Source organism: Rhodoferax sediminis (assembly GCF_006970865.1).
GTDB lineage: Bacteria > Pseudomonadota > Gammaproteobacteria > Burkholderiales > Burkholderiaceae_C > Rhodoferax_A > Rhodoferax_A sediminis.
This window is the reverse complement of sequence record NZ_CP035503.1, coordinates 4,040,230-4,065,646: the sequence shown is the minus strand read 5'-3', so window position 1 is coordinate 4,065,646 and position 25,417 is coordinate 4,040,230. Positions and strand designations below refer to the sequence as shown.

At 66.0% G+C, this 25,417-nt stretch carries 24 protein-coding genes; 14 read left to right on the top strand and 10 right to left on the bottom strand.

What is annotated here, in order from left to right:
• Positions 1-20 precede the first annotated feature (20 nt).
• Positions 21-1,028 (top strand): fumarylacetoacetate hydrolase family protein, encoded by a 1,008-nt coding sequence (locus EUB48_RS19615; RefSeq protein ID WP_142820754.1) that lies wholly within the window; start codon positions 21-23, stop codon positions 1,026-1,028.
• 30 nt (positions 1,029-1,058) lie between these two features.
• Here EUB48_RS19615 and EUB48_RS19610 read toward each other — a convergent pair whose 3' ends face one another.
• A complete protein-coding gene (locus tag EUB48_RS19610; protein ID WP_142820753.1) occupies positions 1,059-1,376 on the bottom strand; it encodes a high-potential iron-sulfur protein in 318 nt (105 codons plus the stop codon).
• A gap of 155 nt (positions 1,377-1,531) precedes the next feature.
• Positions 1,532-2,140 carry a MarC family protein gene (locus EUB48_RS19605; protein WP_142820752.1) on the bottom strand — a complete coding sequence of 203 codons (609 nt, stop codon included), beginning with the start codon at positions 2,138-2,140 and terminating at the stop codon, positions 1,532-1,534.
• A gap of 102 nt (positions 2,141-2,242) precedes the next feature.
• Here EUB48_RS19605 and EUB48_RS19600 point away from each other — a divergent pair, with 102 nt between their 5' ends.
• From EUB48_RS19600 to EUB48_RS19575, 6 genes are all read left to right on the top strand, one after another.
• Entirely contained in the window at positions 2,243-3,061 is an 819-nt protein-coding gene (locus EUB48_RS19600) for an enoyl-CoA hydratase/isomerase family protein (RefSeq protein ID WP_142820751.1), read from the top strand.
• 30 nt (positions 3,062-3,091) lie between these two features.
• Positions 3,092-3,445 carry a DUF2946 family protein gene (locus EUB48_RS19595; RefSeq protein ID WP_142820750.1) on the top strand — a complete coding sequence of 118 codons (354 nt, stop codon included), beginning with the start codon at positions 3,092-3,094 and terminating at the stop codon, positions 3,443-3,445.
• 78 nt (positions 3,446-3,523) lie between these two features.
• Positions 3,524-5,908, top strand: a complete 2,385-nt coding sequence (locus EUB48_RS19590; protein WP_142820749.1) for a TonB-dependent receptor — start codon at positions 3,524-3,526, stop codon at positions 5,906-5,908.
• Between the two features lie 106 nt (positions 5,909-6,014).
• Entirely contained in the window at positions 6,015-6,521 is a 507-nt protein-coding gene (locus tag EUB48_RS19585; protein WP_142820748.1) for a copper chaperone PCu(A)C, read from the top strand.
• Between the two features lie 83 nt (positions 6,522-6,604).
• Positions 6,605-7,333 carry a PhaM family polyhydroxyalkanoate granule multifunctional regulatory protein gene (locus tag EUB48_RS19580; RefSeq protein ID WP_142820747.1) on the top strand — a complete coding sequence of 243 codons (729 nt, stop codon included), beginning with the start codon at positions 6,605-6,607 and terminating at the stop codon, positions 7,331-7,333.
• 20 nt (positions 7,334-7,353) lie between these two features.
• A complete protein-coding gene (locus EUB48_RS19575) occupies positions 7,354-8,604 on the top strand; it encodes an FIST signal transduction protein (RefSeq protein ID WP_142820746.1) in 1,251 nt (416 codons plus the stop codon).
• Here the strand turns inward: EUB48_RS19575 and EUB48_RS19570 are convergent.
• From EUB48_RS19570 to EUB48_RS19555, 4 genes are read right to left on the bottom strand one after another with little or no spacing between them, the layout of a single operon-like run.
• The gene (locus EUB48_RS19570) at positions 8,571-9,062 is read right to left on the bottom strand and encodes a MarR family winged helix-turn-helix transcriptional regulator (protein ID WP_244618272.1); all 492 of its coding nucleotides are present in this window, start codon (positions 9,060-9,062) and stop codon (positions 8,571-8,573) included. The two genes, EUB48_RS19575 and EUB48_RS19570, sit on opposite strands and share 34 nt — an antisense overlap.
• Positions 9,063-9,069: 7 nt before the next feature.
• Positions 9,070-10,047, bottom strand: a complete 978-nt coding sequence (locus EUB48_RS19565; protein WP_142820745.1) for a Bug family tripartite tricarboxylate transporter substrate binding protein — start codon at positions 10,045-10,047, stop codon at positions 9,070-9,072.
• Between the two features lie 20 nt (positions 10,048-10,067).
• The gene (locus tag EUB48_RS19560; protein ID WP_142820744.1) at positions 10,068-10,247 is read right to left on the bottom strand and encodes a hypothetical protein; all 180 of its coding nucleotides are present in this window, start codon (positions 10,245-10,247) and stop codon (positions 10,068-10,070) included.
• Positions 10,240-11,880 (bottom strand): FAD-dependent oxidoreductase, encoded by a 1,641-nt coding sequence (locus tag EUB48_RS19555; protein WP_244618271.1) that lies wholly within the window; start codon positions 11,878-11,880, stop codon positions 10,240-10,242. The genes EUB48_RS19560 and EUB48_RS19555 overlap by 8 nt, the downstream gene beginning before the upstream one ends.
• A gap of 153 nt (positions 11,881-12,033) precedes the next feature.
• Between EUB48_RS19555 and EUB48_RS19550 the strand changes: the two genes are divergently transcribed.
• Positions 12,034-12,369: a hypothetical protein gene (locus EUB48_RS19550; RefSeq protein WP_142820742.1), complete on the top strand. Its 336-nt coding sequence runs from the start codon at positions 12,034-12,036 to the stop codon at positions 12,367-12,369.
• Positions 12,370-12,459: 90 nt separating this feature from the next.
• Positions 12,460-14,619, top strand: a complete 2,160-nt coding sequence (locus tag EUB48_RS19545; RefSeq protein WP_244618270.1) for a TonB-dependent receptor — start codon at positions 12,460-12,462, stop codon at positions 14,617-14,619.
• Between the two features lie 21 nt (positions 14,620-14,640).
• Here EUB48_RS19545 and fusA read toward each other — a convergent pair whose 3' ends face one another.
• Complete coding sequence (gene fusA, locus EUB48_RS19540; RefSeq protein WP_142820741.1) at positions 14,641-16,749, bottom strand: elongation factor G; 2,109 nt, start codon at positions 16,747-16,749, stop codon at positions 14,641-14,643.
• 124 nt (positions 16,750-16,873) lie between these two features.
• Here fusA and EUB48_RS19535 point away from each other — a divergent pair, with 124 nt between their 5' ends.
• A complete protein-coding gene (locus EUB48_RS19535; RefSeq protein ID WP_142820740.1) occupies positions 16,874-17,584 on the top strand; it encodes a haloacid dehalogenase type II in 711 nt (236 codons plus the stop codon).
• Positions 17,585-17,602: 18 nt separating this feature from the next.
• Here the strand turns inward: EUB48_RS19535 and tgt are convergent, their stop codons facing one another.
• Both tgt and queA read right to left on the bottom strand, forming a co-directional pair.
• Positions 17,603-18,793: a tRNA guanosine(34) transglycosylase Tgt gene (gene tgt / locus EUB48_RS19530; RefSeq protein ID WP_142820739.1), complete on the bottom strand. Its 1,191-nt coding sequence runs from the start codon at positions 18,791-18,793 to the stop codon at positions 17,603-17,605.
• Positions 18,780-19,868, bottom strand: coding sequence for a tRNA preQ1(34) S-adenosylmethionine ribosyltransferase-isomerase QueA (gene queA, locus EUB48_RS19525; RefSeq protein WP_142820738.1), 1,089 nt, complete (start codon positions 19,866-19,868; stop codon positions 18,780-18,782). Before queA ends, tgt begins: the two co-directional genes overlap by 14 nt.
• A 69-nt stretch (positions 19,869-19,937) precedes the next feature.
• On the opposite strand from queA, the gene recG reads away from it, so the two are divergent.
• The 4 genes from recG (at position 19,938) to ubiA (ending at position 24,542) form a co-directional block, all read left to right on the top strand.
• Entirely contained in the window at positions 19,938-22,061 is a 2,124-nt protein-coding gene (recG, locus tag EUB48_RS19520; protein WP_142820737.1) for an ATP-dependent DNA helicase RecG, read from the top strand.
• Positions 22,062-22,108: 47 nt separating this feature from the next.
• Positions 22,109-22,486 (top strand): VOC family protein, encoded by a 378-nt coding sequence (locus tag EUB48_RS19515; protein ID WP_142820736.1) that lies wholly within the window; start codon positions 22,109-22,111, stop codon positions 22,484-22,486.
• Between the two features lie 202 nt (positions 22,487-22,688).
• The gene (locus tag EUB48_RS19510; protein ID WP_142820735.1) at positions 22,689-23,642 is read left to right on the top strand and encodes a LysR substrate-binding domain-containing protein; all 954 of its coding nucleotides are present in this window, start codon (positions 22,689-22,691) and stop codon (positions 23,640-23,642) included.
• Positions 23,643-23,657: 15 nt separating this feature from the next.
• Complete coding sequence (gene ubiA / locus EUB48_RS19505; RefSeq protein WP_142820734.1) at positions 23,658-24,542, top strand: 4-hydroxybenzoate octaprenyltransferase; 885 nt, start codon at positions 23,658-23,660, stop codon at positions 24,540-24,542.
• Here ubiA and proC read toward each other — a convergent pair whose 3' ends face one another.
• On the bottom strand, positions 24,543-25,382 hold the full coding sequence (gene proC / locus EUB48_RS19500; protein ID WP_142820733.1) for a pyrroline-5-carboxylate reductase: 840 nt from the start codon (positions 25,380-25,382) through the stop codon (positions 24,543-24,545). It abuts the gene before it with no gap.
• Between the last annotated feature and the right edge of the window lie 35 nt (positions 25,383-25,417).

Sequence of the window (25,417 nt, the reverse complement as noted above, 5' to 3'; positions counted from 1 at the left end):
TCGACGGGAACTCCATTTTCATGAAACTTGCCACCTACAAAGACGGCTCACGCGACGGCCAGCTGGTCGTCGTCTCGCGCGACCTCGCAGCGGCGCATTATGCGACCGGCATCGCCGCCCATCTGCAGCAGGTGCTGGACGACTGGGGCTTTCTGAGCCCGCAGCTGCAGGACCTGTACGACGCGCTGAACGCCGGCCGTGCGCGCCATGCGTTCCCGTTCGACCCGGCGCAGTGCATGGCGCCGCTGCCGCGCGCCTACCAGTGGGCCGACGGCTCGGCCTACCTGAATCACGTGGAGCTGGTGCGCGCCGCGCGCCATGCCGAGGTGCCCGCCACCTTCTACACCGACCCGCTGATGTACCAGGGCGGCAGCGATGACTTCATCGGCCCTTGCGACGACGTGGTGGTGCCCAGCGAGGCCTTCGGCATCGACTTCGAGGCCGAGGTCGCCGTGGTCACGGGCGATGTGCCCATGGGCGCCAGTCCCGAGCAGGCGCTGGACGGCATCCGCCTGCTGATGCTGGTGAACGACGTGTCGCTGCGCAACCTGATTCCGGCCGAGCTCGCCAAGGGCTTCGGCTTCTTCCAGAGCAAACCCGCGACCGCGTTCGGCCCGGTGGCGGTGACGCTGGACGAAGTGGGCGAGGCCTGGGACAAGGGCCGCCTGCACCTGACGATGCAGTCCACCTGGAACGGCCGCAAGGTCGGCCTGTGCGACGCCGGCCCCGAGATGACCTTCCATTTCGGCCAGCTCGTTGCGCATATTTGCAAGACGCGCAACGTGCGCGCCGGCACCATCGTCGGCTCGGGTACGGTGAGCAACAAGGGCGTGCAGGTCAATGGCAAGACCGAATGGCCCAAGGGCTACAGCTGCATTGCGGAGAAGCGCTGCATCGAAACCATCCAGGACGGCAAGCCGACGACCGAATTCATGAAGTTCGGCGACACCATCCGCATCGAGATGAAGGGCCGCGACGGCCAAAGCGTGTTCGGCGCCATCGACCAGAAGATCGTGGCGCCCGCATAACGCGATAAGGCCCCTTGGGACCCGATTTTTTTAAGCCTTCTTGGCCCAGGCGCTGCACCAGCCCGTGGTGTGCACCAGCTTGCCGGCAAACAATGGACAGTGGCCTGTCGCGGCTGCGCCCATGGGCTGGAACAACTGGCAGTTCGCGCAGTGTTGATCGGCCGTGTGCTTGGGGTATTTTTTCGCGTCGACCTGGGTCGTGTTTTGCTTGTAGCCGAGCGCGACGGCTTGCGGATCGGTGTCGAGCAATTCCGGGTCGGCCGCCAGTGCCAAGTTTGGCGTCGCCGCCAGGGCCGAGGTGCCGGCCGCCACCGTCATTAGAAATACGCGTCGATTGGTGCTGCTCATGGAGGCTCCTGTATGAGGTGATCGAGATCAAAAAGATGAAATCCTATTCTTAATGCTCGCACCAATCAAGCCGCATCGCAGCCTCGCGCCTCAATGCCTGCGTGCGTCGGGCAGTTATTTGAGGAGGATCAAGATGGAGTGCAAATCACTCGCGTTCAGGATGCTGCTGATGCAACCTGCCGTACAAAAAGCGTGAGCCCGCGCAGCAGCATCTCGACCGCGATGGCGACCAGGATCAGCCCCATCAGACGCTCGAAGGCCATCACCACGCGCTCACCCACGAGGCGCTGAATCCGCTCTGCCAACAGCAGCACCACGGCGCACACCGCCATCGTCACGCTCAGCGCGGCCACCCATTCCAGGCGCCGCTCGGGCGCCTGCGACACCAGCAGCATCACGGTGGCCAGTGCCGAGGGTCCGGCCAGCGCGGGAATGGCCAGCGGGACGATCAGCGGCTCGCCCTCGGGCATGGCCAGGTCGGCCGGTGGTCTCGGAAAAATCATGCGCAGCGCAATCAGGAACAGCACCACCGCCCCGGCGATTTGCAGCGAGAGCTGGCTCAGGTTCATGACGCGCAAAAATCCGTCGCCGACGAACATGAAGCCCAGCAACAGCACGAAGGCGATCAGTACTTCGCGCACCGTCACCCAGGTCCGGCGTTCGGGCGCCACCCCGCGCAGCGCACTCGCAAAAATCGGAATGTTGCCGAGCGGATCGGTGATCAGCAGCAGCAAAATGGTGGCCGAGGCGAAGGTATAGCTCATGCGGTGCATTATCGACAGGCCGCCCGGGGCTCGCGGCGATGCCCAGGTCCCGCGCACGATTGCCTGCACAATGTTGGCTCGAAAACCCGCGGAGACACGACGATGAGCCCCATACCCGACTACCAGCGCTACCAGACCCTTGCGATTACGCGCCGCGGCCCCGTCGTGGCAGGCCAGGGCTGCGTACTCGATATCCAGATGAAGGCGCTCAACGGCAAGCTGCCCACCGCGGGGCGCGACGGCCACTGGGAGCTGTCCGAGATCTGGCGCGATGTCGGCGCCGACGAGTCGGTGCGCTGCGCTGTGCTGCGCGGCGAGGGGCTGGGTTTTTCGGGCGGCGGCGACCTCGCACTGGTGCAGGACATGGCCAGCGACTTCGCCATACGCAGCCGCGTCTGGAAGGAGGCGCGCGACCTGGTCTACAACGTGATCAACTGCGACAAGCCGATCGTCTCGGCCATGCATGGTCCCGCCGTGGGCGCCGGTCTTGTGGCGGGCCTGCTGGCCGATATTTCGATTGCCAGCAAGAGCGCCAAGATCGTCGATGGCCACACGCGCCTGGGTGTGGCGGCCGGCGACCATGCGGCCATCGTCTGGCCGCTGTTGTGCGGCCTGGCCAAGGCCAAGTACTACCTGATGCTGTGCGAGCCGATCAGCGGCGAGGAGGCCGAGCGCATCGGTCTGGTCTCGCTCGCGGTGAACGATGACGAACTGCTGCCCAAGGCCTACGAGATTGCCGACCGGCTCGCCAACGGCTCGCAGAGTGCGATCCGCTGGACGAAGTATTCGCTGAACAACTGGCTGCGCCAGGCCGGTCCCACCTTCGACACCTCGCTCGCGCTCGAATTCATGGGCTTCGGCGGGCCGGATGTGCACGAGGGCATCACGAGTCTGCGCGAGCGCCGCGCGCCCAAATTCTGACGTCCTTCCTGGTCCGGGGATAATCGGGCGATGCATGCGCTTCGCCACGCCCACTTCCTTGCCCGCTGGGTGCTGGTGTGCGTTGTGCTGGCCATCGGGGCGGCCGTCGCGTCGCCGCTGATCAAGCCGCAAACCATGGAGCTGGTGTGCTCGGGCGCGGGCACGGTCAAGCTGCTCATCAAGACCGATGACGGCGGCAGCGTCGGCGACCACACGCTGCACTGCCCGCTGTGCGCCTCGCTGGGCGCACCGCCGCCGCGCCTCCGCGTGGCGGCCGAGCCGTTCCAGCCCTTGTCTTATGTGCTGCAGCCCATTGCGGCTGCACATATTGCGGCGCTAACCGCCGCGCCGCTGCCTGCGCGCGGGCCTCCTGTTTTCTCCTGAACTATCAAACCCATAGCGCCGAGTCCATATTTCATATGGGCTGGAAGCCGATTTCATTGATAACAGGAGATTTTTCCCATGCAGGGAAACCGTCTTGCCATGGCGCTTGCACTGGCCTTTCCCTTGGCGGCGCCGACTGCCCTTTGGTTGACGGGTGCGGCCCACGCGCGGACGCCGCCGCTATCGGCCGGCATCGTGTCGCCGGACGCGCCCGCCAGGTCGCTCGGCATCGTGACCGTCAACAGCGGCCAGCCGACCTCGCTGCCCACGCAGATTCCCACCACCATGGAGGGCATCACGCGCGAGCAGATCGAGCAGACCATCAACGCCAGCGACAGCGAGGACGTGCTCAAGTACTTTCCCAGCCTGCTGGTGCGCAAGCGCTACATCGGCGACTACAACCACGCGATCCTGTCGAGCCGGGCCTCGGGCACGGGCAACAGCGCGCGCTCCGCCGTGTACGCCGACGGCATCCTGCTGTCCAACTACCTGGGCAACGGCGTCGGGGCCTTAAGTTTCCCGCCGCGCTGGAACATGGTCACGCCCGCGGAGATCGAGCGTGTGGACGTGATGTATGGCTCGTTCTCGGCCGCCTATCCGGGCAACTCGGTCGGTGCCGTGGTGGACTACGTCACGCGCATGCCCACGCGCTTCGAGGTCCATGCGCGCGCCGGCTACACTAGCCAGCCGTTCGACCTGTACAGCACGAATGCCACCTACCGCGCCTGGGAGAGCAGCGCCTCGGTCGGCAACAGGAGTGGCGAGCTGGCCTGGCTGCTCGCCTTCAGCCACACCGACAGCGACGGCCAGCCGCTCACCTTTGCCACGCGCCTGCGCAGCAGCGGCACGCCAGGTGCCGCGGGCACGCCCGTGACGGGCGCCGTGCCCGGCCTCAACAATGCCGCCAGCCCGTGGTACCTGCTAGGCACGGGAACGCAATACCACAGCGTGCAGGACCAGTTCAAGCTCAAGCTGGCCTACGATTTCACGCCCGTGGTGCGCGCGACCTACACGCTGGGTTTGTGGCAGAACACCTCGCAAGGCACGCCGGTCTCGTACCTGCGCAATGCCGCCGGTCAGCCCGTTTACAGCGGCCCCATCAACATCAACGGGCTGGCCTTCACGGGCACACAGGCGCTGGGCGGGGGCGATTTCGCACTCACCAGCCAGAGCAGCACGCACACCATGCACGGCCTGTCGCTCAAGAGCCATACCCAGGGCACCTGGGACTGGGAAGTGCTGGCCAGCCTGTACGACTACGCGCAGGACACGCTGCGCCAGAACGCCGCCGGCAACCCCCTGCCAGGCGCAGCCACGGGCGGCGCCGGCACCGTGGCCGACGGAAGCGGCAGCGGCTGGAACAATCTGGCGCTCAAGGGAACCTGGCGCCCGGATGGCCTCCGGGGCGCGCACATCGTGGACTTCGGGGCGCAGCAGGACAACTACAAGCTGCAGTACCTCACTTCCAGCATCGCCGGCAACTGGCTGGCCGACCCGGCGGGCCCGCTGGCCAGCAAGGTGCAGGGCCGCACGCAACTGCAAAGCCTGTACGCGCAGGACGCCTGGGCCTTCGCCCCGCGCTGGAAGACGGTGCTGGGCCTGCGCGCCGAGCAGTGGCGCGCCTTCGATGGACTCTCCGCGTTCTCGGCCAGCAGCGCGCTCAGCTACCCTTCGCGCCGCGAGAACCACCTCTCGCCGAAGGCGGCGCTGTCCTACCAATGGGCGCCAGACCTGGTGCTCAAGGCCTCCAGCGGCCGCGCGGTGCGCATGCCCACGGTGAGCGAGCTGTACGGCGCCACCTCCACCACCAACTCGCAGTTCATCAACGACCCGAACCTGCGCCCCGAGCGCTCCTGGACCACGGAATTGACGGCCGAGAAGGACCTGGGCAATGCGCTGGCGCGCCTGAGCTTCTTCATCGAGGACACGCACGACGCGCTGTATTCGCAGACCACCTACGACCCCGTGGCCAACCGGAACATCAGCCGCGTGCAGAACGTCGGGCGCATCCAGACGAGCGGGCTCGAAGTCGCCTACAGCGGCAGCGATGTCTGGAAAAAAGGACTCGACCTGAACGCCAGCGTGACCTATGCGGACTCCATCATCCGGAGCAACGCAGGTTTTGTGAGCGTGCCCGGCGACACGATCGGCAAGCAGCAGCCCAACATCCCGAAGTGGCGCGCCACGGCGCTGGCCAGCTACCGCGTCAACGACAAGTGGACCGTGGCCTACGGCGTGCGCTACAGCGGCACGCAGTACCGCACGCTGAACAACAGCGACGTCAACGGCTACGCCTACATGGGCGTGAGCAAATACTTCACGACCGACCTGCGCGTGCGCTACCAGCTCACGCGCCAGTGGGCGGCCGCGTTCGGCATCGACAACCTGAACAACTACCGCTACTGGAACTTCCACCCCTATCCGCAGCGCAGCTACACGGCCGAGCTGAAGTTCGATCTGTGACCCCATGTTTGAGAATCGCCGGACTCGCCCATCCCCTGCGAGCGTGTCGGACATCGGCATTGAACGCTTTTCTTGCTATCTTTCATCTTCAACAGGAGCCATCCCCATGAAATCCGGAATCCTTTCCCGCGCCCTTGCCGCCAGCCTCGCGCTGGCGTGCGGCGCCCTGTACGCGCAGACCATAGCCATCAAGGACGCCTGGGTCCGCACCTCGGTGCAGGGCCAGAAGGCGACCGGGGCCTTTATGAAAATCACCGCCAAGGAAAATGAGCGTCTGGTGGCGGTGTCCACGCCCGTGGCGGGCGTGGCCGAGGTGCACCAGATGACGATGGAAGGTGACGTGATGAAGATGCGCGCGGTCGAAGGCGGACTCGAGCTGCCGGCCGGCAAGACCGTGGCGCTCACGCCCGGCGGCTACCACGTGATGCTGATGGACCTGAAGGCGCCTTTGATGAAAGACAGCACGGTGCCGATGACGCTGGTGTTCAAAAACGACAAGGGCGTGCAGAGCCAGGTGGAACTGAAAGTGCCGGTGAGCACGGTCGCACCCGGCGTGGCCAATGGCATGGGCGCGGATACCGGCGGCATGATGATGGGCGGGCAGAAACACTGATAAATCCCATCGCCATCCATGGCGCGTTGGGGTAAGCTGGCACTGCCTTCAGCCTTCCACCAACAACCCCAAGAGGAGCGGACATGAGCAGCCTGTTGCAGAACCCCAGTTTCGGCAAGTTGATCCCCGGTTTCGACTTTTTGCAGACCCTGGCCAAGGGCGCCACGCAAAGCATTCCGCAGTTGCCGAACCTGAGCAACTGGGTGGCGCCCACGCTGAATGTCGAAGAGCTCGAAAAACGCATCGACGAGCTCAAGGCGGTGCAGTTCTGGCTGGACCAGAACGCCATGGCGCTGAAGGCCACCATCCAGGCGCTCGAAGTGCAAAAAATGACGCTGGCCACGCTCAAGGGCATGAACTTCAACATGGGCGACGTGGCCAACGCCTTCAAGCTCAAGGCCGCCGACACGGTGATGTCGGGTGTGCAGAAGGCGGCGGAGAAGGTCGCCGAGAAGGCGGCGGAGAGCGCCAGGACCGTGGACACGGCGGCCGAAAAGACGACCGGAAAGGTGGCCGGCAAGGCGGACGCGAAGGCGGCGCCCGGCGTGGTGGACCCGGTGGCGTGGTGGGGCTCGCTGACGCAGCAGTTCCAGCAGATTGCGGCCAATGCCATGAAAGAGGCGGCCAAGCAGACGGCCGTGAACACCACCAGGAACATGGCCACGGGACTGGCCAAGGGCGCGCTCAAAACCGCATCCGACATGACCACCAATGCCACCCAGGCTGCTACTAAATCGGTAGCGCCTGGTGCAGCCAAACCAAGGGCTCCCGCCAAAAAGGCAGCTAAAAAAGCGGCTCCCCGGAGTCGCTGAACCGATCGGAGGGCGCGCGCGTGAAATTGTTTCCTTACGGCCATGCCACGCATCCGCAGTGGCGCATGGCGGCGGCGCTGGTGCTGGCGCAGCTGCGCGCCCACATGGCGCTGCCCGGCTATGCGCACATGCCAGCGCTGGGCCTGCTCTACATCACGGATCACTATGCGAGCGCCGCGCAGGATATTCTGGAATTCCTCGGCGCCGAGCTGCCGCAGGTGACCGACTGGTCCGGCACCGTGGGGGTCGGCGTCGCGTCCAACAACGTGGAGTATTTCGATGAGCCGGCGCTGGCCGTGATGCTGTGCGACCTGCCCAGCGACCAGTACCGCGTGTTCTCCGGCGTGGCGCCGCTGGGCCTGGGCTTCGAGGCGCACACGGCGCTGGTCCACGCCGACGCCAGCACGCCCGATGTGGCCGAGCTGATTGCCGAGATGGCGGGGCGCACGGCCACCGGTTACCTGTTTGGCGGCCTGGCGTCGAGCCGCACGCAAAGCGTGCAGTTCGCCGTCGGCGGCAACGGCAACATCAAGGGGCATGGCGCCGCCAGCGGGGTGTTCAGTGGCGGCTTGTCCGGCGTGGCCTTTGGCGAGGGCGTGCACCTGGTGTCGCGCGTGACACAGGGGTGCCAGCCGGTGGCGCCGGTGCACGAGATCACGGGGGTGGACGGCAATGTGCTGACCGCGCTCGATGGCCGGCCCGCGCTCGATGTGCTGCTGGGGGATTTGGGCGTCTCGCTCGACCAGCCGCGCCAGGCCCTGGCCAGGGTCCGCGCCACGCTGGCGGGCCTGAGCGATGCGGGCAGCGACTCGGTGAATCGCACCGGCAACTTCGGCAGCGACGTGATCGTGCGCCACATCGTCGGGCTGGACCCGGCGCGCAAAGGCGTCGCCATTGCCGAGACGGCCGAGGTTGGCATGCGGCTGGCGTTTTGCCAGCGCAACGTCACGGCGGCGCGGGCCGACCTGATCCGCATCTGCGCCGAAATCCGCGAAGAACTGGAGCCCGAGGAAATGCCCCTGAGCACCGCCACCGTACTGGCCGCGGCCGAGGCCGATTCGGCGCCGAACGCGGCCCGGCGCATCGCTGGCGCCATCTACGTGAGCTGCTCGGGGCGCGGCGGCCCGCACTTCGGTGCGCCCAGTGCCGAGCTGCAGATCGTGCGGCGCGCGCTGGGCGACGTGCCGCTGGTGGGTTTCTTTGCGGGCGGCGAGATCGCCCGCCACCACCTGTACGGCTACACCGGCGTGCTGACGGTGTTCAGCATCTGAGCCTGCTGGATCAGGCGGTCGAAGAGCTGGCTCAACTGCGCCTGCTCCGCGGCCGGCAGGCAGCCAAAAATGGCCTCGTTTCGTTGCCCGATGACGCGCATCGCACGTCGCCAGGCCTGGCGACCCGCAGGCGTGAGGGTCAACACCACGCCGCGGCCATCGCTTGCATTGTCGGCCTTGCGCACCAGCCCCTGCTCCACCAGCGATTGCGCGGCCCGGCTGGCCTGACCCTTGTTGAGGTTGGCCTTGTGGGCCAGATCATTCACCGACAAGGGCGCAAACGCGCCGATCGCCGCCAGGCAGCGTCCGTCGCTCAGGGACAGCCCGGCATCGGCCGCATAGGCGCGCTGACTGCCCAGGTCGGTCAGCTTGTGCAGCAGGTGCAGCCGGTACGTCAGCGTCCGCTCCAGCGGCGGCGCGGCGTCCGGATTCAGGTGGGCGGACGGCAGGCGGTGCACGCTGGGGTCAATCCAGTTTGATGCCGCTGGCGCGGATCACGGCGCCCCATTTGTCGCGTTCGCTCCTGGTGTAGGCCGCCATCTGCACCGGGGTGCTGGGAATGGCTTCGAGGCCCAGGGTCTGGAAGCGCGCCTTCACGTCGGTCGAGTCCAGCGCCTGCACCAGTGCCTTGTTCAGCCTGGCCACGATGTCCGCCGGGGTGGCGGCCGGTACCACCAGCCCCTGCCAGGCATAGGCTTCAAAACCCTTCAGACCCTGCTCGGCGAGTGTGGGAATGGTGTCGAAATTCTTCACCCGCCGCGCGCTGGCAATGCCGATCGGGCGCAGTTTGCCGGCGGCGATGAAGGAGGAGCCGCTGGCCGTGTCGACGAACATGAAGGGCACCTGGCCGCCGACCACGTCCTGGATGGCGGGGGCGGCGCCGCGGTAGGGGATATGCGTCAACTTCAAGCCGGCCTGCTGGCCAAACAATTCCGTAGCCAGATGGTGCGGGCTGCCCGAGCCCGGTGTGGCGAAGTTGGCTCCGTCACTCTGGCTTTTGGCCCAGGCGATGAACTCCTTGAGATTCTTTACCGGAACCTTGGTGTTCACCACCAGAATCATCGGGAAGCGCGCCATTAGCCCGACCGGGGCAAAGTCCTTCTCCGCGCTGTAGTTGAGCTTGCGGTACAGCGCCGGGTTGGCTGCCAGCGTTCCCGTGTCGGCGGACAGCAGGGTGTAGCCATCGGCCCTGGCATGGGCCACATAGTCCGCGCCGATGTTGGTGGCGGCGCCCGGCTTGTTGGTGATGATGAGGGTCTGGCCCAGCGTCTTGCCCATGGCGTCTGCCAGCATGCGCGCCACCACGTCGGTGCCACCGCCTGCGGGATATGGCACCACCCATTCAATTGGTTTGGTCGGGTAGGTTTGAGCGGATGCCGAGGCGGCGACCGCCAGCAGGCCAACGCACAGGAATTGCCGGATCAGGGTGGTGACAGCTTGCATGGGGTCCCTTCAAAAATGAATCAGGTGTTGGCGAGCCGCTCGGCCTGCAAAATGTGCGCGAGTGCGGTCTTGACATCCGCCTGTTGGCTCAGCAGATCCAGCGCCAGCGTTGCCAGCAGCAGGGAGGTTTTATTTTCGCCAACACGGCCGATGCATTCTGCCAGTGCGGTGTAGGTCAACTCAAGCTGGGCTTCACTCATGGGGGGTCTCCGTCAGGACACGTGCAAGCGCCGCAGTAATGGGGGCGGGCGACGCTGCGGCGTCGCGCCAGCGCCCCATGACGTAGCCATCGGGCCGGATCAGATAGAGCGTGCCTTCGGCCGCGTCGTAGCGCTGCCAGGCCTGCCCGAGCGCATCGACGACCGTGTCGGCGTTCGCAGCGCCCCGGGCCGCCACGCGCACCAGGCGCAGCGCGGCAGCGCCCGCGCGCCCGGTGCCGGCAAACTGCTGCAAGGTCGCGGGCACATCGGGCTCGCTGGAGAAGTACAGTGCCACAAAACACGTGCCGAACAGTGTCGTCAGGTGCCCCGGGCCCTGCAGGGTTTGCAGCGAGGCCTCGGGCGCCGGCAGGCCGGCATGGGCGCTGCCCGCAAAGGCGCCAGCGCGCTCCGGCTGGTTCAGGGGCGAGCCCGCATACTCGATCGGCGCCGACTGGCGCGGGTTGATCAGCGGGCGCACGCTGGGTGCCACCGTTGCCAGCCGCAACGCGGCCTCTCGCATCAGCGCAAAGCCGTGGTGCGGCGGGGCCATGAATTCGGTGCTCTTGGCGCCGTAGGCGATGTTCTCGCGCGTTGCCAGAACGCGCTCCACGGAGTAGCTGTCCAGCAGCGCCTGGCTGGCGTGACCCTGCTGCACCAGGGCCAGCTTCCAGGCCAGGTTGCCGGCATCGTCCAGCCCCGAGTTGAGGCCGCGCACGCCAAAAATCGGCACCAGGTGCGCCGTATCGCCCGCGAACAGCACGCGGCCGTGCCGGTAGTTCGGCAGCGTCAGGCATTTGGCGTTGTAGATAGAAATCCACAGAGGCTTCCAGGGCGCCGTCTCGCCGATCATGTCCAGGTGCGCCTGCACGCGCGGCAGCACGTTCTCGGGTTTGACCGCCTCCACCGGATCCTCGTGATCGGCAACCTGGTAGTCGATGCGCCAGACGTTGTCGGGCTGGCGGTGCATCAGGATGGTGGAGCCCGGATTGGACGGCGGGTCGAACCAGGCCAGGCGCTCCACGGCGCGCTGCGTGTCCTGCTCGATGTCCACGATCACGTAGCGCCCCTCGTACTGCATGCCCTCGAGCTGCAGGCCCAGTTGCTCGCGCACCGTGCTGCGCCCGCCGTCGCAGGCGACCAGCCAGTCGGTGTGCACGCTGTGCGTGGCGCCATCCGCCGTTTCAAAATCAACGTCCACGCCTGCGGCCTGAGGTCGCACCTGCGTCACGCGGGCCGACCAGCGCACATCGACCCCGCCGATGCGCGCCGCCGCCGCGTGCGCGTACTGCTCGATGTAGTACTGCTGGATGTTGACCATCGGCGCGAAGCGCTCGGTGGGCTCGCTCGGCATTTTGAAATGCAGCACTTCGGTGCCCTGGAAGTAGCTGCGCCCGCCGACCCACGACAGGCCCTTGTCGACCAGGGGACGGTCGGCGCCGACCCAGCCGAGGATTTCCTGCGAGCGGCGCGAGATGCAGATGGCCCGGCTCCCCTCGCAGTACGACGCATCGGCCTCCAGCACGAGGCAGGCGACGCCGTGGCGTGCCAGCAGCGCCGCCAGCGACAGGCCGACCGGGCCGCCACCGGCAATGACCACCGGGACTTTGTCGGGGAAGGAAGAGGCGGTCGTCATGGGCATCCGGATGGCGGTGGAGGAGTGGGCGCGATTATAGATTGATATAGTTGCGTGCGCAACCATTTGCGCCGAAGCCGAGGGTTTCACCTGCTGCCGTGCGGCCGCGGCGAGCGCCGCCTCGCGTACGCGTGTTCCATCCATAATCACGCCGTGACCGCAAGCAACGCCCCACCCTCCGCGAACCCGCTCGACCTGCTGCGCCGACGCGCCAGCGCATGGCGCTGGCTGGCCGTGGTGGTGGCGCTCGCCTTTGCACTGCTCGTGTCCACCGCGGCGACCCATCATCACCCGGCGGGCGAAGAATACGACTGCGCCATTTGCGCCGCGGTCGTGCATGCGGTCTCCGACACGGTGGTTCCCGTCGCCGTCCCCGTTCCCTCGTACGTCCCGCTCTACGCGCTCGAGCGGACGCCCACGGCATCCCTGCACCACGCAGAGGCGGTGCCGTTCCCGTGCATCTGCGGACCTCCCACGCGAACCTTGTGACAGCGCCGGAAACGGCCATTCCCTGAGGTTTCCTGTCAGACGCCGGCGCATCGCCGGCGTCCCGTTCGCCATGGTTCTGGAGGTTTGTCCATGCATTCGTTTCAATTGCGTCCGCTTGTTTTTTGTCTGTCGGGCATGTTGACCAGCCTGGGGGCGTGGGCCGCACCGCCCGCCGATGTGCCACCCGCGGCCGATGACGCCGGCACACTCTCCACGGTGGATATCACCGTGCAGCAGTCGAAAAAAACCGGCATCGACCTGACCCCGAAGGTGGGCACCACGGTGTACCGCATCGACCGCTCGCTCATCGACTCGCTGGGGCAGGGCGACGCCACACCGTTCGACGAGGTCCTGCTGCGCGTGCCCGGCGTTTCCAAGGACTCGACCGCCTCCGGCTCCATCCACGTGCGCGACGACCATGGCAACGTGCAGTACCGCATCAATGGCGTGGAATTGCCGGAAAGCATTTCCGGTTTCGGCCAGTCGATCGATACGCGCTACGTGCAGTCGGTGGACTTTCTGACCGGTGCGCTGCCCGCGCAGTACGGCCTGCGCACGGCGGGCATTGTCGATATCCAGACCAAGGAAGGCCTGGCCAAGCCCGGCGGCTCGCTGGGGCTGGTGCTCGGCAGCCACAACACCCAGGAAGAGAATGCGTCGTTCTACGGCGCGAAAGGCAACCTGAGCTACTACCTGTCGGGCAGTCTGGTGTCGAACGACAACGGCATCGAGAATCCGCAGCCCACCCTGAACCCGCAAAACGACCACACGCGCCAGGGCAAGACGTTTGGCAATTTCTCGTACTTCGTGGACGACAGCACCCGCATCGGCTTCATGTTCGGCACGTACAACGGGAAGTTCCAGATCCCCACCAATCCCGGCCAGATGCCGAGCTACTCGCTGACGGGGTTCAGCGACACCGCGACAGGCTTCAACGCCCTGCCGTCAAGCGACGTGCGGGAGCAGCAAACCGAAGTCAACCGGTTTGCCGTGCTGTCGTTCCAGAAGTCCCTGGACAAGCTCGACTACCAGATATCGGCGTTCCACCAGTACTCGGACCTGCACTATCTGCCCGATCCCGTGGGCGATCTGATCTACAACGGCGTCGCCTCCAACACGCTGCGCTCGAACACGGCCAACGGCCTGCAATTCGATGCGTCGTACAAGGCCAGTTCGGACCATATGCTGCGCTTCGGCTCCGCCTATACGCGCCAGGCCACGCGAAGCGACAACTCGGTGGCGGTTTTCCCGGTCGGCGCCGACGGCAGCCAGTCCGGCAGCGATCCGCTGACGATCACCGACAACTCGGGCAAGATCGGGCAGCTGTTCAGCCTGTACGCGCAGGACGAGTGGCGGCTCAACCCCAAGCTGACGCTGAATTACGGGCTGCGCTTCGATGCCGTGAACGCTTTCACGACGGAGCACCAGCTCAGCCCGCGCGTCAACCTGGCCTACAAGCTGACGGAGGCCACCGCCCTGCATGCAGGTTACGCGCGCTACTTCACGCCGCCGCCGCAGGAGCTGGCCTCCCAGGCCAGCATCAATCTTTATACGGGTACCACCAACCAGCCCGAGGTCAGCAGCTCCGATCCGGTGAAGGCGGAGCGCACCGACTATTTCGATGTCGGCGCGTCGCACAAGGTGAACGACAGGCTCACGCTGTCGGCAGATGCCTACTACAAGAACATCAGGAACCTGCTGGACGAAGGCCAGTTCGGGCAGGCGCTGATTTTGTCCCCCTTCAACTACGCCAAAGGCTACGCGCGCGGACTCGAGCTGTCGGCCCGGTACGACGCTGCGCACTGGGCCAGCTATGTGAATTTCGCGGTTCAAAGAGCGCAGGGCAGCAACATCATTTCCAGCCAGTCCCTATTCGGTGCGGCCGAGCTGGCCTACATTGCCAGTCACTACATCTACCTCGATCACAACCAGACCTACACGCTGTCGGCGGGCACCAGCTACCGGTTCGGCGACAACCAGGTCAGCGGCGACCTGCTGTTCGGCAGCGGGCTGCGCAATACGCCCGAGGGGGGAGCGCCGAACAGCGGCACCTTGCCGGGCTACACCGTGGTCAACGCGGCCTTCATGCACACCTGGAAGCAGGCCGAGGGCGACCTGCAGGGGCGGGTCTCGCTGCTGAATGTGTTCGACAGAACCTACCTGCTGCGCGATGGCACGGGCGTCGGCGTCGGTGCACCGCAGTACGGCCTGCGGCGCAGCCTCTACGTGAGCCTGAGCAAGCACTTTTGAGCGGGCGCGGACCGCAGCGGCCTACCGGCTGCTCTGGCCGCGGATGACCGCCTCGGAAATATTCGGCGGCGTCTCCGCGTAGTGCCTGAACTCCATGGTGTAGGTGGCGCGGCCCTGCGTGAGCGAGCGCAGCGTGGTCGAGTAGCCGAACATTTCGGCCAGCGGCACCTCGGCGCGCACCAGCTTGCCGCCGCCGCCCGCGATGTCCTCCATGCCCTGGATCATGCCGCGGCGCGTCGACAGGTCGCCGATCACGTTGCCCATGAAGTCCTCCGGCACCTCGACCTCGACCGCCATCATCGGTTCCAGCAGGATGGGCCGCGCGCGGCGCATGGCGTCCTTGAAGGCAATCGAGCCGGCCATGCGAAACGCGTTCTCGTTCGAGTCGACATCGTGGGACGAGCCGAACACCAGCGTGGCCTTGACGTCGACCACCGGGTAGCCTGCGAGCACGCCGGCCTTCAGGCTCTCCTGGATGCCCTTGTCCACCGCCGGAATGAATTCGCGCGGGATCACGCCGCCCTTGATCGCATCGACGAATTCATAGCCCTTGCCCGGGGCTTGCGGTTCCAGGTTCAGCACCGCGTGGCCGTACTGGCCGCGCCCGCCCGACTGCTTGATGAACTTGCCTTCGACGTCTTTAACCGCCTGCTTGATGGTCTCGCGGTACGCAACCTGCGGCTTGCCGACCGTGGCCTCGACGCCGAACTCGCGCCGCATTCGGTCCACCAGAATCTCCAGGTGCAGCTCGCCCATGCCCGAGATGATGGTCTGGCCCGATTCCTCGTCGGTCTGCACTCGAAACGACGGGTCTTCCTGCGCGAGACGATGCAGCGCGATCCCCATCTTTTCCTGGTCGACCTGGGTCTTGGGCTCGACGGCCTGCGAGATCACCGGCTCGGGAAAGATCATGCGCTCGAGGATGATGACCTTGTCCGGGTCGCACAGCGTGTCGCCGGTCGTCACGTCCTTCAGACCGACCGCGGCCGCGATGTCGCCCGCTTGCACTTCCTTGATTTCCTGGCGCACGTTGGCATGCATCTGCAGGATCCGTCCGAGTCGCTCTTTGCGCGTCTTGCCGGGGATGTACACCGTGTCGCCGGTCTTGACCACGCCCGAATAGACGCGAAAGAAGATCAGCTGCCCGACGAACGGATCCGTCATGATCTTGAACGCCAGCGCGGAGAACGGTTCGTTGTCGGCCGGGTGCCGCTCGATCTCCTTGTCGTCCTCGCTGTGGCCCCGGATCGCGGGCACATCGACGGGCGAGGGCAGGTAGTCGAGGATGGCGTCGAGCAGCGCCTGCACGCCCTTGTTCTTGAACGCGCTGCCGCACAGCATGGGAACGATCTGGTTGCTCACCGTGCGCTGGCGCAGGCCCTGTTTGATTTCGTCCTCGCTCAAAGCCGTGCCGGCCAGGTATTTCTCCAGCAAGGCCTCGCTGCCTTCGGCGGCCGCTTCGATCATCTTGTCGCGCCACTGGGTGGCCGTGGCGAGCAGATCGGCGGGGATGTCGGCGTATTCGAAATGCACGCCCTGGCTGGTGTCGTCCCACAGGATCGCCTTCATCTTCACAAGGTCGACCACACCCTGGAAGTGCTCTTCGGCGCCGATCGGAATCTGCACCGGCACGGCCACGCCCTTCAGGCGCTCGCCGATCTGGCGCTGCACGCGCAGGAAGTCGGCACCCACGCGGTCCATCTTGTTGACGAAGGCGATGCGCGGCACCTGGTACTTGTTGGCCTGGCGCCAGACGGTTTCCGACTGCGGCTGCACGCCACCGACCGCGTCGTACACCATCACGGCACCGTCGAGCACGCGCATGGAGCGCTCGACCTCGATCGTGAAATCCACGTGACCGGGCGTGTCGATGATGTTGATGCGGTGCTCGGGATAGTTGCCGGCCATGCCCTTCCAGAACGCCGTGGTCGCGGCTGAGGTGATGGTGATGCCGCGCTCCTGCTCCTGCTCCATCCAGTCCATGGTGGCGGTGCCCTCATGCACCTCGCCCAGCTTGTAGTTCACGCCGGTGTAGAACAGGATGCGCTCGGTGGTCGTGGTCTTGCCGGCGTCGATATGGGCCGAAATGCCGATGTTGCGATAGCGTTCGATGGGTGTTTTGCGGGTCATGAGAATCTCCTTGCACGCCGCGCCATGCGCGCCGTGCCCGTGGATTCTGCAACGGGCGGGCCGGCGCGTACAGGGCGCATGTGTTTACCAGACAATACTCGCGTTCCTTATGCGGGGTAAAAATATGGCTTCTACGGGATGTGAATCGCTCAAGGTGCTGGCGTTCGATGTGTTCGGCACGGTGGTCGACTGGCATGGCGGCATCGCGCGCGAAGTCGCCGCGCTGGAGCTGGCCGTGGACCCCGACGCATTTGCGCTGGCCTGGCGCGCCGGCTACCAGCCGGCCATGCGCCGCGTCATGTCGGGCGAACTGGGCTGGACGCTGATCGACGACCTGCACCGCCTGATCCTGGACGACGTTCTCGACCAGTTCCACATCACGCACCTGACGGAAGCGCAAAAGCGCCACCTCAACAAGGCGTGGCACCGGCTCGACGCCTGGCCCGATGCGGTCGAAGGCTTGCGTCGGCTGAAGTCGAAATACATCATTTGCACGCTGTCCAACGGCAATATCGGCCTGCTGACCGACATGGCGAAACGGGCCGGCCTGCCGTGGGATTGCATCCTGTCCGCCGAGGTCTTCAGAAAGTACAAGCCCGACCCGGCCGTTTACCTCGGGGCCGCCAAGGTCTTCGACGTTGCGCCTGACGAGGTCATGCTGGTGGCGGCGCACCACGACGATCTGGCGGCGGCGCGCGCCTGCGGCCTGAAGACGGCTTACGTCGAACGCCCTGCGGAATTGGGGCTCGCCGCGATTAAGGATGTTTCGCCCGACCTGCGCAATACGCTGCATGCGCGCGACTTCCTGGCGCTCTCGGACCGGCTGGGATGTTGAACGGCCGCCCGAACCCGGTTAAACCCCGCGCGCCCGGTCCGCCTTGAACTGCCGCACGAATTCACCAAACCGCCCCCCATCGAGCGCCTCGCGCACCTCGCGCATCAGGTTCAGGTAGTAGTGCAGGTTGTGGATGCTGGCCAGCATGGGGCCGAGCATTTCGCCACAGCGGTCCAGGTGGTGCTGGTAGGCGCGGGAAAAGCCGTCGCGACCACCGTCGGCCCAAGCGACGCCAGACGCGCCCGCGCAGGCGTGGCAGGTGCAACTCGGGTCCAGCGGCTGGTGGTCGGTCTTGTGGCGCGCGTTGCGGATCTTCAGGTCGCCGAAGCGCGTGAACAGCGTGCCGTTGCGCGCGTTGCGCGTGGGCATCACGCAGTCGAACATGTCCACGCCCTGCGCCACGCCTTCGACCAAGTCCTCGGGCGTGCCCACGCCCATCAGGTAGCGCGGCTTGTGCGCCGGCAGCTTGTGCGGCGTGTGCGCCATGATGCGCAGCATCTCGTCCTTGGGCTCGCCCACGCTGACGCCGCCGATTGCGTAGCCGGGGAAGTCCATCGCGACGAGTTGCTCCAGTGATTCTTCGCGCAGGTTCTCGAACATGCCGCCCTGCACGATACCGAACAGCGCATTCGGGTTCTGCAGCCGCTGGAACTCGTCCCGGCTGCGCGTGGCCCAGCGCAGGCTCATTTCCATCGACTGGCGCGCCTCGCGCTCAGTGGTGATGTGGCCCTTGGTCTCGTACGGCGTGCATTCGTCCAGCTGCATCGCGATGTCGCTGTTCAGGAGCGTCTGGATCTGCATGCTCACCTCGGGCGACATGAACAGCTTGTCGCCATTCACGGGGCTCGCAAAGTGCACGCCTTCTTCGGTGATTCTCCGCATCTCGCCCAGCGACCAGACCTGGAAGCCGCCCGAGTCGGTCAGGATCGGCCGGCTCCATTTCTCAAACTGGTGCAGCCCGCCAAAACTCGCCATCACGTCCTGCCCCGGGCGCATCCACAAGTGGAAGGTGTTACCGAGGATGATCTGCGCGCCCATCTCTTCGAGGCTGCGCGGCAGCACGCCCTTGACGGTGCCGTAGGTGCCCACCGGCATGAAGATGGGCGTCTCGACCACGCCGTGGTTTAGCGTGAGGCGGCCGCGGCGCGCGTGCGAGCCGGCGTAGTCGCCCTGTGCGTCATCGGTCTTGAGCAGTTCAAATTGCAGCATGGTCGGGGGCTTGTCGGGTGAGCAGCATGGCGTCGCCATAGCTGAAAAATCGGTAGCGCGATTCAATCGCGTGGTGGTACAGCGCCATGATGTGCTCGTAGCCGGCGAAGGCGCTGACCAGCATCATCAGGGTGGACTTGGGCAGGTGGAAGTTGGTAATCAGGCCGTCAATCAACTTGAAGTCAAACCCCGGCGTGATGAAGATGCGCGTGTCGCCGCGAGTCTGGCCGCTGGCGGCCATGGCTTCCAGCGTGCGCACCGTGGTCGTGCCGATGGCGATGAGGCGCCCGCCGCGCGCGCGGCACTCCTGGATAGCCTGCTGCGTGGCCTCGGGCACGTCGTACCACTCGCTGTGCATCTGGTGCTGCGCCAGGTCCTCGGTCTTCACCGGCTGGAAGGTGCCCGCGCCCACGTGCAGCGTCACGCTGGCGCGCTGCACGCCGCGCGCGTCGAGCGCGGCCAGCAGCGCTTCGTCGAAGTGCAGGGCGGCCGTCGGTGCCGCCACCGCGCCCGGGTTTTTGGCGAACACCGTCTGGTAGCGCCGTTCGTCCTCTTCCGAATCGGTGTGGGTGATGTAGGGGGGCAGCGGCACGTGGCCGTGGCGCTCCATCAAGGCGTAAGGGTCGTCGCCCGCATCGTTGGACAGCACAAACCGGAACATGGCGCCTTGCTCGTCCGGCCAGCGCCCGAGCAGCGTGGCGCGAAAACCGCCGCCACCCGCCAGCGCCAGCGTGGTGCCAGGCTCCGGCTTTTTGCTCACCCGCATGTGCGCCGCCACCTGGTTGCCGGACAGCACGCGCTCGACCAGCAGCTCCACCTTGCCGCCGGTCGGTTTTTCGCCGAACAGGCGCGCCTTGATGACCTGGGTGTCATTGAACACCATCAAGTCACCGGGGTTGAGCAGCGCGGGCAGGTCGCGGAAGATGCGGTCCACCGGCGCCGCGCCGCGGCCGTCGAGCAGGCGCGAGGCGCTGCGCTCGGCGGTGGGGTGCTGGGCAATCAGTTCGGGGGGCAGTGCGAAATCGAAATCGCTGAGGGTGAAGGTGCGCGGCGCGCCTGGGAGTGAGTGATGCATGGTGCTTGAGGGCTGGACGAACCCGTGCCAAGTTAAAAAGCGGGACGGAAGTGCAGGCAGAATTGTCCCATGCTAGATGCGCCGCCCGCCAAACCGACCACGAGCCCGGCTCAAAAAGCCTTGCTCAAGCTAGGGTTGAGGCGCGACATCGACCTGGCGCTGCACCTGCCGCTGCGCTACGAGGACGAAACCCGCATCGTACGGCTGGCCGATGTGCGCGAGGGCGACACGGTGCAGATCGAGGCGACCGTCACGGCCTGTGAGGTCAGCTTTCGCCCGCGCCGCCAGCTGTTGGTGACGGTAGATGACGGCTCCGACACCTGCCTGCTGCGTTTCTTCAGCTTCTACCCGTCGCAGCAAAAGGCGCTGGCGGTGGGTGCGCGCATTCGCGCGCGCGGCGAGGTCCGGGGCGGCTTTGGGGGCCTCACGATGATGCACCCCTCGTTCCGCGCGGCCGGCGGCGAACTGCCCACGGCGCTGACGCCGGTCTATCCCACGGTGGCCGGCTTGCCGCAGGCGTACTTGCGCAAGGCCGTGCTGGGCGCTCTGGCGCATGCCGACCTGTCGGACACGCTGCCCGCGCCGGAGTTGCCGGGTTCAAGCGGAAATTCAAGCAAAATCAGCCTGCAGCCCTTATGGAGTCTGCGCGAGTCGCTATCATTTTTGCACCATCCCGCCCCCGACGTGGCGCTGGCCACGCTGGAAGATCACAGCCACCCGGCCTGGCAGCGGCTCAAGGCCGAGGAGTTGCTGGCGCAGCAGTTGTCGCAGTTGCAGGCGAAGCGCGCGCGCGAGCATTTGCGCGCGCCGGCGCTGCGCCCGCGGCGCGGCGGCTTGCACGAAAAGCTGCTGGCCGTGCTGCCGTTTGCGCTGACCGGTGCCCAGTGCCGCGTGAGCGAGGAGATCGCACGCGACCTGGCCCAGCCCGCTCCCATGCACCGCCTGCTGCAGGGCGATGTCGGCTCCGGCAAAACCGTGGTGGCCGCGCTGGCCGCCGCCATCTGCATCGACGCGGGATGGCAGTGCGCGCTGATGGCGCCGACCGAAATCCTGGCCGAGCAGCACTTTCGCAAACTGATCGGCTGGCTCGAGCCCCTGCTCGCCCCGCTGGGCCTGCGCACCGCCTGGCTGACCGGCAGCCAGAAAGCCAAAGAGCGGCGCGAGATGCTGGCGCTGATCGAAAGCGGCGAGGCGGCGCTGGTGATCGGCACCCATGCGGTGATCCAGGACAAGGTCGTGTTCAAGCGCCTCGCGCTGGCCATCATCGACGAGCAGCACCGCTTTGGCGTGGCGCAGCGGCTGGCCTTGCGCAGCAAGATGACGGCTGACGCGCAGGAACCGCATCTGCTCATGATGACGGCCACCCCGATCCCGCGCACGCTGGCCATGAGCTACTACGCCGACCTGGAGGTCTCGACCCTGGACGAGCTGCCGCCGGGGCGCACGCCCGTCGTCACCAAGCTCGTGCACGAATCGCGCCGCGACGAGGTGATAGAGCGCATCCGCGCCCAGCTGGCGCAGGGCCGGCAGGTGTACTGGGTCTGCCCGCTGATCGAAGAGAGCGAAGCGCTGGACCTGGTCAACGCGACGCAGACCCACGCGGCGCTGAGCGAAGCGCTCGCCGGCGCGCGCATGAACGGCGGCAAAGCCACCATGGTCGGCCTGCTGCATTCGCGCATGCCGGCGGCCGAGAAAAGGGCGGTGATGGCGCTGTTCACCGGCGGCCAGATGGGCGTGCTGGTTTCCACCACCGTGATCGAGGTCGGCGTGGACGTGCCCAACGCCTCGCTGATGGTGATCGAGCATGCCGAGCGTTTTGGCCTGTCCCAGCTGCATCAGCTGCGCGGACGAGTCGGGCGCGGCGCAGCGGCCTCGGCCTGCGTGCTGCTGTACTCCACCGGCGAGGCGCCGCGCCTGGGCGAAACCGCCAGGGCCCGCCTCAAGGCCATGGTCGAGACCGGCGACGGCTTTGAGATTGCGCGGCGCGACCTGGAGATTCGCGGCCCCGGCGAGTTCCTCGGGGCCCGCCAGTCCGGTGCGCCGCTGCTGCGCTTTGCCGATCTGGCGCTCGATGCCGACCTGCTGGACTGGGCGCGCCAGCTGGCGCCGCAGATGCTGGACCAGCACCCCGAACTGGCGGAGAAGCATGTGCAGCGGTGGTTAGGGGGCAGGGCGGAATATCTCAAGGCCTGAGGCGCTGGCGCTACGGTGACATCAACCTGCAACAAAAGGGAGAACCCATGGCAAATCAAAGCCCGTTTATCTGGCACGAATTGGTCACTTTCGACCAAGCGCGCAGTGGGACGTTCTTTAGTCAGCTGTTCGGATGGACGCTCAAGAAAGTCGATGCAGGACCATTTGGCATTTACACCCTGTTTCAGAGAAATGGCCAAGATGTTGCTGGAATGATGAACCCAACACCCGATACACCGGGCAAGGGGCCGTTTTGGCATTTCTATATCGCAGTCAATGATGTGGAGGAATGCGCCAAGCAGGCCTCACTGCTCGGAGGAAGCGTAGTGGTTCCCCCGCATGACGTGCCGGATGTCGGCCGCATTTGTATTGTTGCAGACCCCACCGGAGCGATCGCACACCTGATGCAACCCGTGAAGACATGACGCATGACAGGTCATTTCAGCGGATCTCCACAAGCGATGAGTCTTGCAGCTCGCCGAATTCAACCTTTGAAGGTCCGCTTGTCGAAATCACCACTGACGGCAATGGACCCATGGCGGTAGTCAGTTCTCAAATAACGATCGAGCGGTTTCTCAGAAAGCGGTTTCGCTTCCGGGCCCGCACGCGTGGACGCACAATAGCGCTATGACCCTGACCGAACTCAAATACATCGTGGCCGTTGCCCGTGAAAAGCACTTCGGCAGGGCCGCCGAGGCCTGCTATGTCTCGCAGCCGACGCTGTCGGTCGCCATCAAGAAACTCGAGGACGAGCTCGAGGTCAAGCTGTTCGAGCGCAGTGCCAACGAGGTTACGGTCACGCCGCTGGGCGAGGACATCGTGCGCCAGGCGCAAAGCGTGCTGGAGCAGGCCGCCAACATCAAGGAGATCGCCAAGCGCGGCAAGGACCCGCTGGCGGGGGCGCTGGCCCTGGGCATCATCTACACCATCGGCCCGTACCTGTTGCCGGATCTGGTGCGCCAGGCGATCGCCCACACACCGCAGATGCCGCTGATGCTGCAGGAGAACTTCACGATCAAGCTGCTGGAGATGCTGCGCACTGGCGAGATCGACTGCGCCATCATGGCCGAGCCGTTTCCCGACACCGGGCTGGCGATCGCGCCGCTGTACGACGAGCCGTTTCTGGCCGCCGTGCCGTACAACCACCCGCTGGCCGCGCAAAGCACCATCACGTCGGAAGCGCTCAAGAAGGAGACCATGCTGCTGCTGGGCACGGGCCACTGCTTTCGCGACCACGTGCTCGAGGTCTGCCCCGAGTTCGCGCGCTTTTCCAGCGATGCCGAGGGCATCCGCAAGAGCTTCGAGGGCTCGTCGCTGGAGACCATCAAGCACATGGTGGCGTCCGGCATGGGCGTGACGCTGGTGCCGCGCCTGTCGGTCCCGAAGGAGGCGTTGCATCCCGGGTCGAAACGCAGGCACCTCGACCAGGCCTACGTCAAATACCTGCCGTTCGATGGCGACCCGCCCACGCGCCGCGTGGTGCTGGCGTGGCGCCGCAGCTTCACGCGCTACGAGGCCATCGCCGCGCTGCGCAATGCCATCTACGCCTGCGAGCTGCCGGGCGTGAAACGTTTGTCCTGAGGAGAGAGTTCCACCATGACGCCTGCACAAGCCGGCATTCCGCTGCGCCGCAAGGCCGGCCTGTACCTGGACCTGATCCGATGGAGCCGGCCCGCGGGCTGGCTGCTGCTGCTGTGGCCGACCCTGAGCGGCTTGTGGATCGCGGCGGGCGGCTTTCCGGGCTGGCATTTGCTGGTGGTGTTCACGCTGGGCACCATCCTGATGCGTAGCGCCGGCTGCTGCATCAACGACGTGGCCGACCGCGAGTTCGACCGCCACGTCAAGCGCACGGCGCAGCGGCCCGTGACGACCGGCGCGATATCGGCGAAAGAGGCGCTGGGCTTTGGCGCGCTGCTGGCGCTGCTGGCCTTCGCGCTGGTGCTGACCACGAACACGATCACGGTCGCGTGGTCATTTGCCGCGCTCGCCATCACGCTGGTGTATCCCTATGCCAAGCGCTTTGTCTCCATGCCGCAGGCGGTGCTGGGCGTGGCCTTCAGCTTCGGCATTCCGATGGCCTTTGCCGCCGTGCAGTCGCGGGTGCCGCCGCTGGCCTGGGTGCTGCTCGTGGGCAACCTGTTCTGGGTGCTGGCCTACGACACCGAATACGCCATGGTGGACCGCGACGACGACCTCAAGATCGGCATGAAGACCTCGGCCATCACGCTCGGGCACCTCGATGTGCCGGTGGTCACGGCAAGCTACCTGGTTTTCATGCTGATTTGGTCTATAGCCCTTACCAGTCATGCGTTAGGTGCTATTTTTTATATAGCTATCGCCATTGCACTGGCGCAGGTCGTCTGGCACTACACGCTGATCCGCACGCGCTCGCGCGAGGGCTGCTTCAAGGCCTTCCGGCTGAACCACTGGCTCGGTTTCACCATGTTCGCGGGCATCGCGCTGGCGTATGTGGCCCGGTAATCAGCTCGCGCCGAACTCGTCGCCCAGTTCGTGCGCGCGCTGCTGGGCTGCGTGGATGGCGCGCATGAACAGCGCCTTCACGTCGTCCTGCTCCATCGAACTGATCGCGGCATAGGTGGTGCCGCCCTTGGAGGTCACGCGCTGGCGCAGCACTTCGGGCGGCTCGCCCCCGGCGCGCGCCAGCTCGGACGCGCCGACAAAGGTGCCTACCGCCAGCTGCTGCGCCTGCGCGTGCGGCAAGCCCATGTCAACCCCGGCCTGCGTCATGGCCTCGATGAAATAAAACACATAGGCCGGCCCCGAACCCGACAGCGCGGTCACGGCGTCCAGCTGCACCTCCTGCGCGACCCACAGGCAGTCACCCGTCGGGGCCATGACGCGCTCGACCTGCTGCCGGTCTGCGCTTGTTGCGGCGGCGCGCGCGAACAGCGCCGTCATGCCCTTGCCGATCAGTGCTGGCGTGTTGGGCATGGCACGCACCACGCGCTCGGTGCCAAGCCAGCGCGCGATGCTGTCTGAGCGGATGCCGGCCGCCACGCTCAGGTGCAGCGCGCTTTGGGTATGAGCACGGGTCTGCAGCGCGGCCTCCTTGAAGGTCTGCGGCTTGACGGCCCAGACCACCAGCGCGGCCTGTCCGAGCGCGGCCGTGGGCGCGGCCTGTGCCGTCAGGCCGAACTGGCTCTGCAGCTTGTCGCGCGCCTCGGCAAACGGCTCGACCACGTCGATCTGGCCGGGCGCGAGGCCCTGCTTGATCAGGCCACCGATGATGGCGCTGGCCATGTTGCCGCCGCCGATGAAGGCGATGCGTTCACTGCGTAAAGGGGAGGTGCTGGTGGTCATGAGTGTGTCGTCCGATCGTTGGTGGGGGTCGTTGC